The 13,983-nt window shown below is 62.2% G+C and carries 13 protein-coding genes; 4 read left to right on the top strand and 9 right to left on the bottom strand.

Features of this window, described 5'->3' with window-relative positions; genetic code table 11:
- Window positions 1-2: 2 nt before the first annotated feature.
- Both ACQ4W7_RS06735 and ACQ4W7_RS06740 read left to right on the top strand, forming a co-directional pair.
- Window positions 3-566, top strand: coding sequence for a type II secretion system protein N (locus ACQ4W7_RS06735; protein ID WP_436529316.1), 564 nt, complete (start codon window positions 3-5; stop codon window positions 564-566).
- Window positions 567-646: 80 nt separating this feature from the next.
- Window positions 647-2,893, top strand: a complete 2,247-nt coding sequence (locus tag ACQ4W7_RS06740; protein WP_436529318.1) for a patatin-like phospholipase family protein — start codon at window positions 647-649, stop codon at window positions 2,891-2,893.
- Here ACQ4W7_RS06740 and ACQ4W7_RS06745 read toward each other — a convergent pair.
- Entirely contained in the window at window positions 2,866-3,651 is a 786-nt protein-coding gene (locus ACQ4W7_RS06745) for a helix-turn-helix domain-containing protein (RefSeq protein ID WP_426073434.1), read from the bottom strand. The genes ACQ4W7_RS06740 and ACQ4W7_RS06745 overlap by 28 nt on opposite strands.
- 168 nt (window positions 3,652-3,819) lie before the next feature.
- Between ACQ4W7_RS06745 and ACQ4W7_RS06750 the strand changes: the two genes are divergently transcribed.
- Complete coding sequence (locus tag ACQ4W7_RS06750) at window positions 3,820-4,440, top strand: outer membrane protein (protein WP_426073433.1); 621 nt, start codon at window positions 3,820-3,822, stop codon at window positions 4,438-4,440.
- Between the two features lie 67 nt (window positions 4,441-4,507).
- Here ACQ4W7_RS06750 and ACQ4W7_RS06755 read toward each other — a convergent pair whose 3' ends face one another.
- The 8 genes from ACQ4W7_RS06755 to ACQ4W7_RS06790 all read right to left on the bottom strand — a co-directional run bounded on the left by ACQ4W7_RS06755 (window position 4,508) and on the right by ACQ4W7_RS06790 (window position 12,064).
- Window positions 4,508-4,702, bottom strand: coding sequence for a hypothetical protein (locus tag ACQ4W7_RS06755; protein WP_426073432.1), 195 nt, complete (start codon window positions 4,700-4,702; stop codon window positions 4,508-4,510).
- An 18-nt stretch (window positions 4,703-4,720) separates the two neighbouring features.
- Window positions 4,721-6,085: an ATP-dependent protease ATPase subunit HslU gene (gene hslU, locus ACQ4W7_RS06760; protein WP_436529321.1), complete on the bottom strand. Its 1,365-nt coding sequence runs from the start codon at window positions 6,083-6,085 to the stop codon at window positions 4,721-4,723.
- A gap of 134 nt (window positions 6,086-6,219) precedes the next feature.
- A complete protein-coding gene (gene hslV, locus ACQ4W7_RS06765) occupies window positions 6,220-6,756 on the bottom strand; it encodes an ATP-dependent protease subunit HslV (RefSeq protein ID WP_010394217.1) in 537 nt (178 codons plus the stop codon).
- 221 nt (window positions 6,757-6,977) lie between these two features.
- Window positions 6,978-7,430, bottom strand: a complete 453-nt coding sequence (gene dksA, locus ACQ4W7_RS06770; RefSeq protein ID WP_034753066.1) for an RNA polymerase-binding protein DksA — start codon at window positions 7,428-7,430, stop codon at window positions 6,978-6,980.
- Window positions 7,431-7,911: 481 nt separating this feature from the next.
- Window positions 7,912-9,030, bottom strand: a complete 1,119-nt coding sequence (locus ACQ4W7_RS06775) for a CobW family GTP-binding protein (RefSeq protein WP_436529323.1) — start codon at window positions 9,028-9,030, stop codon at window positions 7,912-7,914.
- A gap of 139 nt (window positions 9,031-9,169) precedes the next feature.
- Window positions 9,170-10,117: a tyrosine recombinase XerC gene (locus tag ACQ4W7_RS06780; RefSeq protein WP_426073429.1), complete on the bottom strand. Its 948-nt coding sequence runs from the start codon at window positions 10,115-10,117 to the stop codon at window positions 9,170-9,172.
- A 7-nt stretch (window positions 10,118-10,124) separates the two neighbouring features.
- On the bottom strand, window positions 10,125-10,802 hold the full coding sequence (locus ACQ4W7_RS06785; RefSeq protein ID WP_426073428.1) for a DUF484 family protein: 678 nt from the start codon (window positions 10,800-10,802) through the stop codon (window positions 10,125-10,127).
- A 179-nt stretch (window positions 10,803-10,981) separates the two neighbouring features.
- Window positions 10,982-12,064: a porin gene (locus ACQ4W7_RS06790; protein ID WP_436529326.1), complete on the bottom strand. Its 1,083-nt coding sequence runs from the start codon at window positions 12,062-12,064 to the stop codon at window positions 10,982-10,984.
- A 415-nt stretch (window positions 12,065-12,479) separates the two neighbouring features.
- Between ACQ4W7_RS06790 and ACQ4W7_RS06795 the strand changes: the two genes are divergently transcribed.
- Window positions 12,480-13,982 carry a tetratricopeptide repeat protein gene (locus ACQ4W7_RS06795; RefSeq protein ID WP_436529328.1) on the top strand — a complete coding sequence of 501 codons (1,503 nt, stop codon included), beginning with the start codon at window positions 12,480-12,482 and terminating at the stop codon, window positions 13,980-13,982.
- Window position 13,983 lies beyond the last annotated feature (1 nt).

A 13,983-nucleotide genomic window follows, 5' to 3' on the forward strand; every position in this document is an offset into this window, starting at 1 on the left:
CCATGAAGCGTTTGCCTCAATTTACAAGTTTGCTCGCCGTCGTGGCGCTGTCCGTGTCGCTGGCCTACTGGGCCATGCAGCTGTTCAAGGCACCGCAACGCCCCATCAATCCACCCGTCGTGCCGGTGGTGCAGGATGCCAGCGTGGAGGCGGGCGCCTCATTGTTCGGTGGTCAGGTCAGCGTGGCCACGGCCAGCAATTACCAACTCAAGGGTGTGGTGGCCACCAGCAATGGCCGCGGCAGCGTGGCCATCATCTCGACTGACGGCAAGCCGTCCGTAGCCCTGCCCGAAGGCGCCGAGGTGGCGCCTGGCGTGACGGTGCTGGAAGTACATGCGCGCCATGTGCTGCTGCGTGATGGCGGCGTAAGCAAGCGCATCGACCTGGTGGCCGACGACAAGGCGCTGGCCTTGCCGGCGCAAATGTCTGCCACCCCATCGCCGTCCGCGGCCCCCGCGCCGACAAACAGCCTGGTGCCGCCGCCGCTGCCGATGGAGCAGCAGCGTGCGGCGACCATGATGCCGGCGCCGCAAGTGAGCACCACCAGCACGCCGCCGTCGAATTGAGCTGATTGTCGGATTTACCCCGATTTACCCCATTACCATCATGCTGATGGCGCCGTGCCGCCATCGCGACAGGAGTCAACATGTTCTCGATCCGTGCCGTCCTGGCGGGCTGCGTGGCGGCGTTGTGCGTCTTGCCGCAAGCTGGCGCCGCCGCCGCCGCCGCTACCTCTTCCCCGCCAGCCGCTCAGGCGGCATCCGTGCCGGCGCGCCCGCGCATCGCCCTGGTACTGTCGGGCGGTGGCGCGCGCGGTCTCGCGCATATCGGCGTATTGAAAGTGCTGCAGGAGCTGCATGTGCCGATCGACATGGTGGTGGGCACCAGCATGGGTGGCGTGGTGGGCGGCGCGTATGCGGCCGGCGCTTCCGTGGCCGACCTGGAAAAGATGGCGCGCGAAACCAACTGGGCGCGCGTGGTGGCCGACCGTCCGCCGCGCGATGAACTGGCATTCCGCCGCCGCGAAGAAGATTTATTGCTGCCATCGCGCATCGAGTTCGGTACCAGCCGCAACGGCATTTCCACGCCGCCGTCGGCGGCCAGCAATGCGGCGCTGGAAATGGCGCTGAACCGGCTGCTGCCGGCCGGCATGCGCGACCGCCCCGCCAGCCAGTTGCCGCTGCCCTTCCGCTCGGTGGCGTCGGACCTGGTCAATGGCGAGCTGGTGGAACTGGTCGACACGCCGCTGTTCCTCTCGATGCGCGCCTCGCTGGCCGTGCCGGGCGTGTTTGCCCCCGTGCGCGTGAATAACCGCCTGGTGGTCGACGGGGGCCTGGTGCGCAACCTGCCCATCGACATGGCGCGCGCGATGGGCGCCGACATCATCATCGCCGTCAACGTGGGCACGCCGCTGGCGCCGGAAAAAGACCTGGGCAGCGCCATCGGCGTGGCGCAGCAGATGCTGCAGATCCTCACGGAGCAGAACGTGCAGCGCTCGCTCAAGGAATTGCGCGCGCAGGATATCCTGGTGGCGCCGGATTTGACGGGCGTCAGTTTCCTCGACTTTGAAAACTATGCGCGCGCCATGCGCGCCGGCGAACAGGCGGCGCAGGCATTGGCCGCCCGCCTGGCGCCGCTGGCTCTGCCGCCGGAGCAGTATGCGGCGCGTGAGCAGCTGCGCCTGGCCGCGCCGGCCTTGCTGGACGTGGCCCTGCCGCTCACGCGCCTGGCCGTGGAGAGCGAAGGCGACATCAATCCGCGCATCCTGCAGGCGCAATCGGGCCTGGTGGAAGGGCAGGCCGTCAGCCAGGAAGATGTGCTCAAGGCGGCGGCCAGGCTGTATGGCCGGGGCGACGTGGCGCGCGTGGAGACGGACGTGATCGATTCCGGCGACCAACGCGCGGTCACCATCAAGGCGGTCGAAGCGCCGTGGGCCAGCAACCGCCTGCGCGTGGGCCTGGAACTGGCCAGCGATTTCAGGGACAGCAATAATTTCGCTCTGAAGCTGCTGCATGCGCGCTCGAACCTGAACAGCTGGGGCGGCGAGCTGCGCAGCACGGCGCAGATCGGTAATACGCGCGGCTATGGCGTGCAGTTCTGGCAGCCGCTGGGCGCCGGCAACCCGTGGTATATCGCGCCGCAGTTGCAATACACTTCGTCGGCGATAGATTTGTTCGACAATGGCCGGCGCAGCGCCCGCCTGGCCTATAACGGCCAGACAGCTGCACTGGTGCTGGGACGCCAGTTCGGTACCTGGGGTGATCTGCAGTTCGGCGTCGCTCGTACGGAAGTCAAGGGCAAGCTGGCGATTCCGGCCGACCCTACGCAGCCGGAGTCGCGCGCGCTGGGCACCACGCAGTTCGTGCGATTCCGCGCCGATACGCTCGATTCGCCGGGCTTTCCCACGCGCGGCGTCTTGCTTGAGGCCACCTGGGCGCGCGATACGACCACGGGGGCGGGCGAGGCGGCCCTGGGCCAATCGTCCATCACGGGGTTGAAGGCCTTTGGCCGCGGCAACTGGGCCGGTCACGTGTATGGCGAATGGGCGCGCTCACAGCGTGACGAAGCGCCGCTCAATCTCGGTGGTTTCCTGCGCCTGTCCGGCACGGAATTTGAATCGGTGAGAGGACGCAGTATCGCCTTCGCGCGCTTCGTGATGGCGCGCCGCATCGGTTCCCTGCCCAGCACCCTGGGCGGCGTCGTGCGGGCCGGCTTTTCGCTGGAGATGGGCGGCGGCTTCGATCAGAGCGAACGCTGGAAAGCCAGCAAGTTCACGCAGGCCAGCAGCGCCTTCATCTCCGTCGACACGCGCTTCGGTCCCGTGTATGTGGCGGCGGGCGCGACCAAGGGAGGCGAGAGCACGCTCTATCTGTTCCTGGGACCGGTCTGGTAAGCGGCGCCCGGCGCGGCGGCCGCCGTGCTGCGGCGCAGGGCCGTGAAGGCGGCAAATTCCCATGAGCGAAAGCCCAGCAGCAGGGTGAAGCCATCGCGCTCGGCGGGGGCCAGGCGCCGGTCGTTCTGGTGCAGCCGCGCCAGTTCCTCGGCCAGTTGGCGGATCTTTTGCACCAGCTCTTGCGCGCTCGACAGCGACAGGCGCGCCGGGATGCACATCAGGGTTTCGCCGGCGCCGTCAAAATGCCCGCTGAAATAATCGGCCACCACGTGTTCGCGGAAGTACTGCTGCACCGGACCGTCGGCCAGCCAGTGGAAGGCGTTCGAAACGCGCAGGCTGTAGCGGTTCAGCGGCTTGAGTTCGATCAAACCCAGCCGGTCCAGCTCGGCCAGGCAGCCGATGCATTCGGCCTGCGTCAGCGCATACGTTTCCACCACCTGCTCCAGGCTCCAGTGGCCCAGGCAGCAGATCGCCACCAGCAGCAGGCGCGGATGCGCCACCAGCGACTTTTCCTGCACCAGGGTGAGCGTGTCGGCATGCGGCGTGATGTCGGCCGCGCCGCGCAGCACGTCTTCCATGGCGATGCCCGAGGCCTTGCAGATCAGGGCCAGGCGCGACAGCGACATGTCGTGCTGGCCAAACATGCGCTTGACGCTCGATTCGCTCATGGCGATGCGTTCGGCCAGTACCTTGTACGTGATGCCGGCGGCGCGCAATTGGGTGCGCAGCACGCGCAAAACCAGTTCAGGTGAACTCACGAGATATCCTTTTTTACAAGTTTAGTAGCGGATGACGGTACCGAATGTAGCCGCAAATAGCACTTTGCACAAGGTGATAGTACTTCTCGGCAAAAGAGATGACACTCCCGCTTGTGGCTCGCGCAGCGCGCTACAACCAGGCAATCCATCCACTTGTAGAGGTTATCCATGTTCCCATCTTTCCGTTTCCCCGCAGCGCTGCTGGCGCTGGCCGCCATCGCTCCCCTGCATGCCGTGGCGGCCGCAGCCGAGCCTGCACCTGGTCCCGTCTATGCGGGCGCCAGCTATGGCTTTCGCGCCAGTAGCGGCCTCGATTGCGTGCCAGGACAAGGCGATTGCGACAAAAGCAGCAAGCGCAATGGCAAGGCCTACCTGGGTTACAGTTTCAACGCGCTGCCGTTTCAGGGCGGCGTGGCCCTGCCTTCGGTTGAACTGGTGGGGTATCTGGGCGGTGAAGTCAAATCCGGCTTCGACACGGGTGCCGGCAAGCGCGCCGGCCGCGGCAAGTTCACGGGCGCCGGCGTGCAGGGCGTGCTTGGCTACCAGTTCGACGCTTTCACCCTGAGCGGGCGCGCCGGCGTGGCCTACACGCAGGGCAAGGTCGATTATGTGGGCGGCGGTTCGGACAAGAAGAACAAGGCAGGCCTGATCTACGGCATCGGCACGGCGTATGCGCTGAACCAGAACTGGTCGCTGCACCTCGATTGGGACCGCGTGCCCGTCAAGTACAACGACAAGCAAACGACCAAGGTCGATATGTTTTCGCTGGGCGCGTCCTACCGTTTCTAAGGGGATGCTGCTGCGGCAGAGAGTGGCCTGATGGCGGACGCCCCGATGGGGGGTGTCCGCAGGCGGCCTATTTATCCGTTGCGACCTTCAGCAGCAATTTCGCCAGCAGGCGTTTTTCCTGCTGGCGCTGGCCAGACACGGTTTTCACGTGCGCCCCGGCGGCGCGCTGCAAGGCCGCAGTGGCCACCGGATTGCGCGGTTTTTGCGAGGATTCGACGCGGAACTGCATTTTCTGCCGCGTCGCCAATGCCTTGTTTGCCATCGGTTTCCCCCTTTCTTCCTACAGCACGTAGCGCGACAGGTCCTCGTTGACCGACAGCGCTTCCAGGCGTTCGTTGACGTAGGCGGCATCGATCACCAGCAAGTTTTCCGTGCTGCTGCTGCCTTCGCTGGCTGTAAACGAGACTTCTTCCAGCAGTTTTTCCATCACCGTGTACAGACGGCGCGCGCCGATGTTTTCGGTGCGCTCATTGACCGAATAGGCGATTTCCGCCAGGCGCGTGATGCCTTCCGGCGCGAATTTCAAGGTCAGGTTTTCTGTCGCCAGCAAGGCTTCGTACTGCATCGTCAGGCAGGCGTCGGTGCTGGTCAAAATACGCTCGAAGTCCGAAATCGACAGCGATTCCAGTTCCACGCGGATGGGGAAACGCCCCTGCAGTTCGGGAATCAGGTCCGACGGCTTAGCCAGGTGGAAGGCGCCCGAGGCGATGAACAGGATGTGGTCCGTGCGTATCATGCCGTACTTGGTGTTGACGGTCGTGCCTTCGACCAGCGGCAGCAGGTCGCGCTGCACGCCCGCGCGCGAGACATCGGCACCGCCGGACTCCGAGCGCGAGGCGATCTTGTCGATTTCATCCAGAAAGACGATGCCGTTCTGCTCGACGTTCTGGATGGCTTTCTGTTTCAGCTCATCTTCGTTGACCAGCTTGGCCGCTTCTTCCTCGACCAGCAGTTTCAATGCTTCGCGGATCTTGACCTTGCGTGCCTTCTTGCGCTGCCCGCCCACGCCCGAGAACATGGACTTGATCTGTTCCGTCATTTCTTCCATGCCCGGCGGCGCCATGATTTCCATCTGCGGGCCCGCCTCGGCTAGCTCGATCTCGATTTCCTTGTCATCGAGCTCGCCCTGGCGCAATCGCTTGCGGAAAGTCTGGCGCGTGCTGTCGCCGCTACCGCTGCCGCTGCCGCTATCCACTGCCGCTGGCGTATTCGGCGTGAAGCCGAAGTCGCGTGCTGGCGGCACGAGAATGTCGATGACGCGGTCTTCCGCCGCATCTTCGGCGCGTGCGCGCACTTTCTTCATTTCCAGCGCGCGCGTTTGCTTGATGCCGATGTCGATCAGGTCGCGGATGATGGTGTCGACGTCGCGCCCCACATAGCCCACTTCCGTAAACTTGGTTGCTTCGATCTTGATGAATGGCGCTTCGGCCAGCTTGGCCAGGCGGCGCGCGATTTCCGTCTTGCCGACGCCCGTGGGGCCGATCATGAGGATATTCTTGGGCGTGATTTCATGGCGCAGGGGCTCGGCCACTTGCTGGCGACGCCAGCGGTTGCGCAGGGCGATGGCGACGGCGCGCTTGGCTTTGGCCTGGCCCACCACGTGCTTGTCGAGTTCGGTGACGATTTCCGACGGGGTCATGTTCATGATCATAGTTAGCTTTCTGTCTTCTTTGCGTAGAGTGCCCGAAAAACGTTCAGGGCAAGGCGCGTGGCCGCAGGCAGTACGTTTTTGTACGCCCAGGCCATGCAACGCAGCCATGGGCGTTTTCTCGGGGACTCTTAGTCGAGGGTTTCGATAATGTGCGACATATTCGTATAGATGCAGAGTTCCGCAGCGATGGTCAGCGATTTCTTGACCACTTCGGCCGGCGACAAGTCCGTGTTTTCCTGCAGCGCCTTGGCGGCCGACTGGGCGTAGGTGCCGCCCGAGCCGATGGCGCCGATGCCGTCTTCCGGTTCCAGCACGTCGCCATTGCCCGTGATGACCAGGGTCGACTCGCTGTCGGCTACCAGCAGCATCGCTTCCAGGCGGCGCAGCACGCGGTCGGTGCGCCAGTCCTTGGCCAGTTCGACAGAGGCACGCAGCAGATTGCCCTGGTGCTTTTCCAGCTTGCCTTCAAAACGGTCGAGCAGGGTGAAGGCGTCGGCCGTGCCGCCGGCAAAGCCGACCAGGACCTTGCCCTGATACAACTTACGCACCTTGCGGGCCGTGCCCTTCATGACAATGTTGCCCAAAGTTACCTGGCCATCGCCACCCAGGGCGACTTGCTTGCCACGCCGGACGCAGAGGATGGTGGTGCCGTGAAATTGTTCCATAGTGACCTCAAAAGATTCGTGCCGATGCGTGCAGCGTCATGCGTCTGCGCGCCCATGACTCAAAAGTGGGGATGGAAAAGGCAATTGCAAGCGGCGCTTGCCGCTGCCGTGCCTGCTTCAGTGTAGTCGGCGCAGGACGAAAAAAAAGCACGCAACCGAGGTTGTGTGCTTTTTTTCGCCATCGCGGGACCGCCGGGGCGGCCGTGCAAGGGGAGGGGCGATCAGTCGCCGTACAGCTTTTGCTTCAGTTCGCGCCGCTGCTGGGCTTCCAGCGACAGGGTGGCGGTCGGACGGGCGATCAGGCGCGGGATGCCGATAGGCTCGCCCGTTTCTTCGCACCAGCCATAGTCGCCGGCGTCGATGCTGGCGATCGATTGCTGCACTTTCTTCAGCAATTTGCGCTCGCGGTCGCGCGTGCGCAGTTCCAGCGCATGCTCTTCCTCGATGGTGGCGCGGTCGGCAGGGTCCGGGACCAGCACGGTTTCACGCAAGTGTTCCGTGGTTTCGCCGGCGTTTTTCAGCAGGTCTTTTTCGAGCTGCTGCAGGCGCGCCTTGAAGAATGCCAGTTGTGCCGGATTCATGTAGTCATCTTCGCTCATGGCGCGAATTTGGTCTTCGCTGATGAGAGGGATGTCTTGGTTGGCGGCCGGGGTCGATTTATTAGTTTTGGTCATAACTTCGCTTACCTTCGATACGACAGAGTTTTCAAATTGATCAGTTGATGCGGCGATACCGAGCAACTGTACAGGTTCCGCTTGGCATTGCTGTCCCGCTGTACTGCTTGCGACCTTGGCTTGCCGGCGAAAGCCAGGATTACCGGCAGGCTATGGTGCCATGTTGATAACTTTTTACCGCTCTATGCCAGTCGCGCTATGCGCGCGCCAATGGGCGTGTTGGGTGGATCGCTTGCATGCCTGGCATGTGGCCAGTGGCAGTTTGCCAGCATTTCATGACAGGCGAACGACATGGGCCGTTTTCGTCGCTGATTTTGGCACGCTTTGCCTTATATTGCCATCCCGATTTGTTGCCTAGCCGATCAGAGACGGCTACTTGTTGGTTTATACCAGCAAGATGGGTGTCGGACAGCGGGAAAGCGTGCTTAACTTTCCCTTTTGTTTCTGCTTTGCAAAGGATAATTTGCAAAACCCGGCTAGTTTATACCAAACATTGTTCGAGTCCGCGAATAAAAATGTCTTTTGGTAGATTCTTGCCAATAAACACCATTTTGCTGCCACGCACTTCATTCTCGCCCCATTTGGCACCCAGGTCGCTGCCCATCAGCTGGTGCACGCCCTGGAATACCACCTTGCGTTCGGCACCCTGCATCAGCAGCACGCCCTTGTAGCGCAGCATGCGCGGGCCATACACTTGCACCAGGCCGCCGAGGAACTCGTCAAGCTTGGCGCTGTCGAACGGTTGCGTGCTCTTGAAAACAAAGGCGGCGATATCGTCGCTGTGCTGTGCATGGTGGTGGTCTACATGGCCACAATCGGTGGCGCAGGCGTCGCTGTGCTCATGTGCGTGCTCATCTGTGTGCTCATGTGCGTGTCCATGCATGTGTTCATGTGTGTGATCGTGGTCGTGCGCTTTGTCGTGGTCGTGGACGTGTGCCGTTTCGGTGGCCAGGAAATCCGGGTCCAGTTCCAGCTTTTCATTCAGGTTGAAACCGCGAATGTCGAGCACTTCTGCCAGCGGCGCGCGGCCGAAATCGACCTTGGCAATGGGAGCGCGGGGATTGATGCGCTTTAGGCGGCGCGTCAGGGTGGTCACGTCCTCTTCACTGACGAGGTCGGTTTTCGACAGCAGCAGCTTGTCGGCAAAGCCCACTTGCCGCTGGGCTTCCTCATATTCATCGAGTTGCTTCATGGCATGGCGGGCATCGACCACCGTGATAATGGCGTCGAGCATGTAGTGGCTGCCCACTTCTTCATCGACAAAGAAGGTTTGCGCCACGGGGCCGGGGTTGGCCAGGCCCGTCGTTTCGATGACGACGCGGTCAAACGCCAGCAGGCCGGCGTCGCGCTTGCGCGCCAGTTCCGTCAGGCCCACGATCAGGTCGCCGCGCACGGTGCAGCAGATGCAGCCGTTGTTCATCTCGATGATGTGCTCGTTGCTATCCTGTACCAGGATTTCATTGTCGATGTTTTCCTGGCCAAACTCGTTTTCGATCACGGCGATGCGCATGCCATGGTCTTCCTGCAGTATGCGGTTGAGCAAGGTGGTTTTGCCGGCGCCCAGGAAACCGGTGAGGATAGTGGTTGGAATCAGTGCCATGAAGGATGCCTATGCTGTAATCGATGGTGCCGCCGCGCAAGCGGAAGAATGCGGACGATTATGCCGGAATTTTACAAAAGCTTGCAAATGCGCGCCCATCCGCTTGATATGGATCAGGCTGGTCTACTGGCGCGGCTGTCTATTTGAGCTTGGCGCGCGGATGCGCCTGGTCGTACACGTGCGCCAGGTGCTGGAAATCGAGGGCCGTGTAGACCTGGGTCGAAGTGATGCTGGAATGCCCCAGCATTTCCTGCACGGCGCGCAAGTCGCCCGACGATTGCAGCACATGCGAAGCGAACGAGTGGCGCAGCACGTGCGGGTGCACATTTGCGGGAATCCCGGTGGCCAGCGCGTGCGCCTTCAGGCGCAGCTGCAATACGCGCGGCGAGATGCGCGTGCCGCGCGTGCTTAAAAACAAGGCGGCGCTGCCATCCGCCGCGGGCGGGCGCACGGCCAGCCAGGCGGTCAATGCCACGAGCGCTGCCTTGCCGACGGGCACCTTGCGCATCTTGCTGCCCTTGCCCGTGACGATGACTTCGAAGCTGGCCATGTCGAGCCAGCCCAGCGAGGCGGGCTGGCCGGCCTCGGCCTTGCAGTAATGGCTGTCCAGGCTGGTCAGTTCGGATACGCGCAAGCCGCTCGAATACAGCAGCTCGAACATGGCGCGGTTGCACAGTTGTTCCGGCTCGGCGTTACCCTGCTGGTGTTGCGCTGGCGCCACGAGTCGCACGGCATCGTCCACCGACAGGGCTTTCGGTAATGTTTTGGCCCGCTTGGGCGCGCGGATACCGTCGACAGGGTTGGCGTCGAGCGTGGTCTCGCCACTGAGCCAGTTGAAAAAGCCTCGCCACGACGAGAGCTTGCGGGCGATCGAACGTGGGTTGAGGCCTCCGCTGTGCAGCTTGGCCGTGTAGCGGCGTATTTCGTTGTGCGCCAGCGCCGTCCAGGGCGTATTGCCGCTCAGTTCCAGCAAGGCGCGCAAGTCGCGCCCGTAGGCGTCCAGCGTATGCGGCGACAGCTTGCGCTGCGTGGCCAGCTGCGACAGGTAGCTAGCCAGCCATTCGGCCTTGCCGCGCGCCTCGCCCATGGCTGACTCAGGCTGGCGAGCCGGCGCGCAGCGCGGCCAGGGCGGCGCTGCCCGTGGCGCCGATGTGCACGAGGAAGTCCGTGCCCATGCTGGAGGTAAAGCGTTCGCTGTCGGGCGAGCCGAGCACCAGCAAGCCGAAGGTGCCCGTGGTGCCTGGCGCGCGCAGGGCGATCATGACGGTCGATTCGATCTTGTCGGCCTGCAACCAATGTACGGCTTCGAAATCGCGGTTGCTGCCGCAGTACGGCGCTTGCAAGCTGTTGGCGAACATGCGCACATCGGCCGTGACATCTTCCGTGAACCAGCCGTTGGCGTGTTCCGGCAGCACTTGCCACAGGCGCAGGCTGACATAAGGCACGTCGAAATTGCTTTGCAAGGCGTCAACCAGCACGCGCGGCATGTCTGCATCGTTGCGCACTTGCAGCATGGCCTGGTTCCAGCCATGGAATTTGCTGGCGATATCGCCATTTTCCTCGGCCAGGCGGCTCAGCTTGGACATGCGCAGTTCCAGTGCCTTGTACTTGTCGCGCATCACTTCCATCTGCCGCTCCTGCAGCGAGATGGTGCGTCCCGTCAGCGGGCTGCTCAGCTTGACCTCGCCGAGCAGGGCGGTATGCTCTTCGAAGAAATTCGGGTGCTCGCTCAGGTACTGGGCGACGGTGCTGGAATCGAGTGTGGCGGTCATTGATAAGGTCTGTCAGTGAAAGTTGAACACTTCATTCTAACCGAGAGTGCGGCGGCATAGGCGCAAAGGGCGCGGCATCGGTGCATTTTCCATGCGTCCATGAAAAAAGCGGCATGGTTGCCCATGCCGCCTTGCATTTTCTGGTCAGCTGTCACCCGTGGAGGGTGACAGGCGGGCCATTAGAAGTTGTGGTGTACGCCCAGACCGATGTAGTTGACCGAGGTGGTGTTGTTGTAGTTGGCGACGCTGGCCGATTTCTTGTTCGAAATATCTGCGTACAGGTAGGTACGTTTCGACAGATTGTAGTCGTAGCCCAGCGATGCCTGCTTGGTCTTGGCGACGCCGTCCGGCGTTTTCTGACCGTAGCCAGCGCGGATCTTGCCTGGGCCGACGTCATAGTTTGCGCCTATGAGCCAAGCTTTGGTATCGGTATTGATGATCTTGAAGTTGCCATCATCCTGATGTTGGTACGATGCCATAAGTTTCAGTTCCGTTACCGGATTGAACGATGCGGCAACCGACCACAGCTTGGCTTGCACGCCATTGCGCTCGTAGGCGGCCATGGCGGCGAACTGAGCGTTGTTGTACGTTGCCGATACCGAGTATGGATTCGACGCTGGTGCAGCGTTTGCCGCCACGGCGTAGTTGCCGCTTGGATTGGTACGTACTGGTAAGTTAGCAGCCGTTGGTGCATTGAAGCCGATGCCGCCGAAGTTATTGGCTTCTTTAGCAGCGACAGTGGCGTTGAACTGGAAGCCGCTGATGACTGGCGAGTTGTAGAACACGGCGTTCGAGAAGCGGTTACGCGAGTTGCCCGTTGCGCTCAGCGGATCGCTGGTGTAACCGGCGACCGTGATGTCGGTCTGGAAACCGGCTTGCGTAGGCATGCCTGACCATGGTTCGAACGCGGTGCTTGCTTCCTGAAAGGCAGTCAGGCCACGGCCCAGGCGCACGGTACCGAAGTCGCCTTGCAGGCCGACGCGGCTTTGACCCTGGAACAGCGGACGGGAGTTGCTTTCCAGCGTACCCGTATCGGATTCATAGCGAATTTCCAGTTGGAAAATAGCTTTCAAGCCATTGCCCAGATCTTCCGTGCCCTTGAAACCCAGCTTGTTGTTGTCGCGCTTGGTGACGGCAGTGGTCGAACCTGTCGCTTTACCCAGGCCAGCATCGATCGTGCCGTAGATTTGGACGGACGACTGCGCTTGTGCGGTGGCGGCAAAAGCGCCGAAGAGTGCGAGGGCAACGAGTGATTTTTTCATGTCTTATTCCCTATTAAAAGTGAGTTCCGTCCGAGATCCGAGCAGATTGAAATGCGCTAACTGTCGCGTTTCGATGAATGAACCTTAATTCGTCGGCACGCAAGACGTGCGGGATTGGTCAAATATGCGTGAAAAAATTGGTGAAAAGCGTCATAAATCGATGGTCTTGTTGTATTTTTGTAACGCGCGGTTTCTGCCGATCCTGCGCCGATGGCCAGCGTTCTCCCATCGCCACGGTGGCGGCGCCTTGCCATCTTGGCGTGTTCCGGCCAGGAGATTGTTGCGTTGAATCAAGTTCTTAAGCCGGCTTTGGCGGATTTATGACACAAGAACGTTACACTAAGGGACGGCCTGCACTGATGGGCCCTGAGACGACGCACTATTATGAGAATCATTGACTCAATATCGAGAATCGATGGCAAATCGCGAAACATTAGGATTGATCAAGGGCGCACGTGCGGGCAATGTGGCTTGCCAGCTGGCGTTGGGACGGCTGTATCTGTTCGGGCAGGGTGTGCCGCAGAGCTTGCCCACCGCCTTGCACTGGCTGGCGCGGGCGGCCCAGGAAGATAGCCAGGAAGCATGCTTGCTGATTGGTATGCATGTACCTTTCGCAGTGGCGCAACCGGCAGCCAAGACGCTGATTCCGTATTACGCGCAGGCGTTCGATGCGGGCCAGGTGCAGGCGGGCTTGGTGCTGGCGCAATTGGTGCTGGGCAACGCCGCCAGCAGTTGTGAAACCTTGCGCGCCAAGGCGCGCGTGGCGCTGGACGCCGCCGTGCGCGCCGGCTTGCCCGATGCGCAATGGTTGTTATCCATGCAAGAAGGATCGTCCGAAGCCTCCGTACCGGCTACCAGCCTTGTTGCCGAGCATGCCCTCGATGGCGATACGCCGCTGTACGCCGGTCTGGAGCAGGCCTGGAGCCAGGGCGACCATGCAGGATTCCTGTCGCAAGGTTTGCCGCTGGCGCGCCAGCTGTTACAGCGCCAGGCAGCGGCCGGTGCGCGTGCCATCGCCCTCGACGCGCAGCAGTTACTGTTGTTGTCGCGTTGCGCCCAGGCACTGGCGCCTGTCGGCGATGCCGAGGGCTGGCAGTGTTGCGAGTTGGCCGCGCATGGCGGCGACCGCACGGCGCAGCTTGAGCTGGGGCTCGGCTATGCGCGCATGGATGCGCATGGCCAGCGCCTGGCCACGCGCAACGGCGCGGCCAATTTCAAGCGGGCCGTGCGCTGGCTGACGCAGGCGGGTGAGCAGGGCCTGGCAGAAGCCTGGTTCGTGCTGTCGCGCATCTATACAAAACCGGAATTTTCCCAGCGCAATGTGATCGAAGCCCATTCCTGCCTGGAGCGTGCCGCCGACCTGGGGCATGGCCCGGCTCAGCTCGAGTGCGGCATGCATGCCTGGCGCAATCGCCGCGATGGGCTCAACAATGATGTGCGTGCTGCCTATTGGTTGCTGCAGGCGCAGGCGCAAGGCAGCAGTGAAGCGGAGGCGGCGCTGGCGAAGATCGCGCCGCACGGCGAGCCCGGCGACTGGGGCCAGTACGCCGCCTTGCAAGCCGATGGGCACTTGCGGCAATTGGGCCAGCTCCACCCTCTGCTGGCGGCGCGGCTGGAGCTGGCGCGCCGCTTTCATCTGTCGCGTGCCGAGGCACTGCTGCTCGATCTCCATGCGGCCGACCAGGGGCATTGTTTATTGATCGATATTAGCGCCACGCATGGGCGCGGCAAGCGGCGCCTGGTATTGATCCGCACGGCGCAGGAGCGCCAGCTGCTCGATCAGGTGGTGCGCCTGTTCGACCGCGTCGATTGCGGCGTGACGGGGCCGGAAGGCAATTACCGGCAACGCCTGTACCGCCTGAAGTGCTACCTGGCCGAGCTGGGTGTTGCGCAGGAACAGCAGTTCCTGGTGGCATGAT

The organism is Janthinobacterium algoris, from assembly GCF_051380935.1.
Classification (GTDB): Bacteria; Pseudomonadota; Gammaproteobacteria; order Burkholderiales; family Burkholderiaceae_D; genus Janthinobacterium.

What these genes read in the sequence shown, in the direction of transcription:
- ACQ4W7_RS06735 (WP_436529316.1), top strand. Translation starts at nt 3, where the DNA reads ATGAAGCGTTTGCCTCAATTTACAAGTTTGCTCGCCGTCGTGGCGCTG.
- ACQ4W7_RS06740 (WP_436529318.1), top strand. Translation starts at nt 647, where the DNA reads ATGTTCTCGATCCGTGCCGTCCTGGCGGGCTGCGTGGCGGCGTTGTGC.
- ACQ4W7_RS06750 (WP_426073433.1), top strand. Translation starts at nt 3,820, where the DNA reads ATGTTCCCATCTTTCCGTTTCCCCGCAGCGCTGCTGGCGCTGGCCGCC.
- ACQ4W7_RS06755 (WP_426073432.1), bottom strand. Translation starts at nt 4,702, where the DNA reads ATGGCAAACAAGGCATTGGCGACGCGGCAGAAAATGCAGTTCCGCGTC.
- hslU (WP_436529321.1), bottom strand. Translation starts at nt 6,085, where the DNA reads ATGAACATGACCCCGTCGGAAATCGTCACCGAACTCGACAAGCACGTG.
- hslV (WP_010394217.1), bottom strand. Translation starts at nt 6,756, where the DNA reads ATGGAACAATTTCACGGCACCACCATCCTCTGCGTCCGGCGTGGCAAG.
- dksA (WP_034753066.1), bottom strand. Translation starts at nt 7,430, where the DNA reads ATGACCAAAACTAATAAATCGACCCCGGCCGCCAACCAAGACATCCCT.
- ACQ4W7_RS06775 (WP_436529323.1), bottom strand. Translation starts at nt 9,030, where the DNA reads ATGGCACTGATTCCAACCACTATCCTCACCGGTTTCCTGGGCGCCGGC.
- ACQ4W7_RS06780 (WP_426073429.1), bottom strand. Translation starts at nt 10,117, where the DNA reads ATGGGCGAGGCGCGCGGCAAGGCCGAATGGCTGGCTAGCTACCTGTCG.
- ACQ4W7_RS06785 (WP_426073428.1), bottom strand. Translation starts at nt 10,802, where the DNA reads ATGACCGCCACACTCGATTCCAGCACCGTCGCCCAGTACCTGAGCGAG.
- ACQ4W7_RS06790 (WP_436529326.1), bottom strand. Translation starts at nt 12,064, where the DNA reads ATGAAAAAATCACTCGTTGCCCTCGCACTCTTCGGCGCTTTTGCCGCC.
- ACQ4W7_RS06795 (WP_436529328.1), top strand. Translation starts at nt 12,480, where the DNA reads ATGGCAAATCGCGAAACATTAGGATTGATCAAGGGCGCACGTGCGGGC.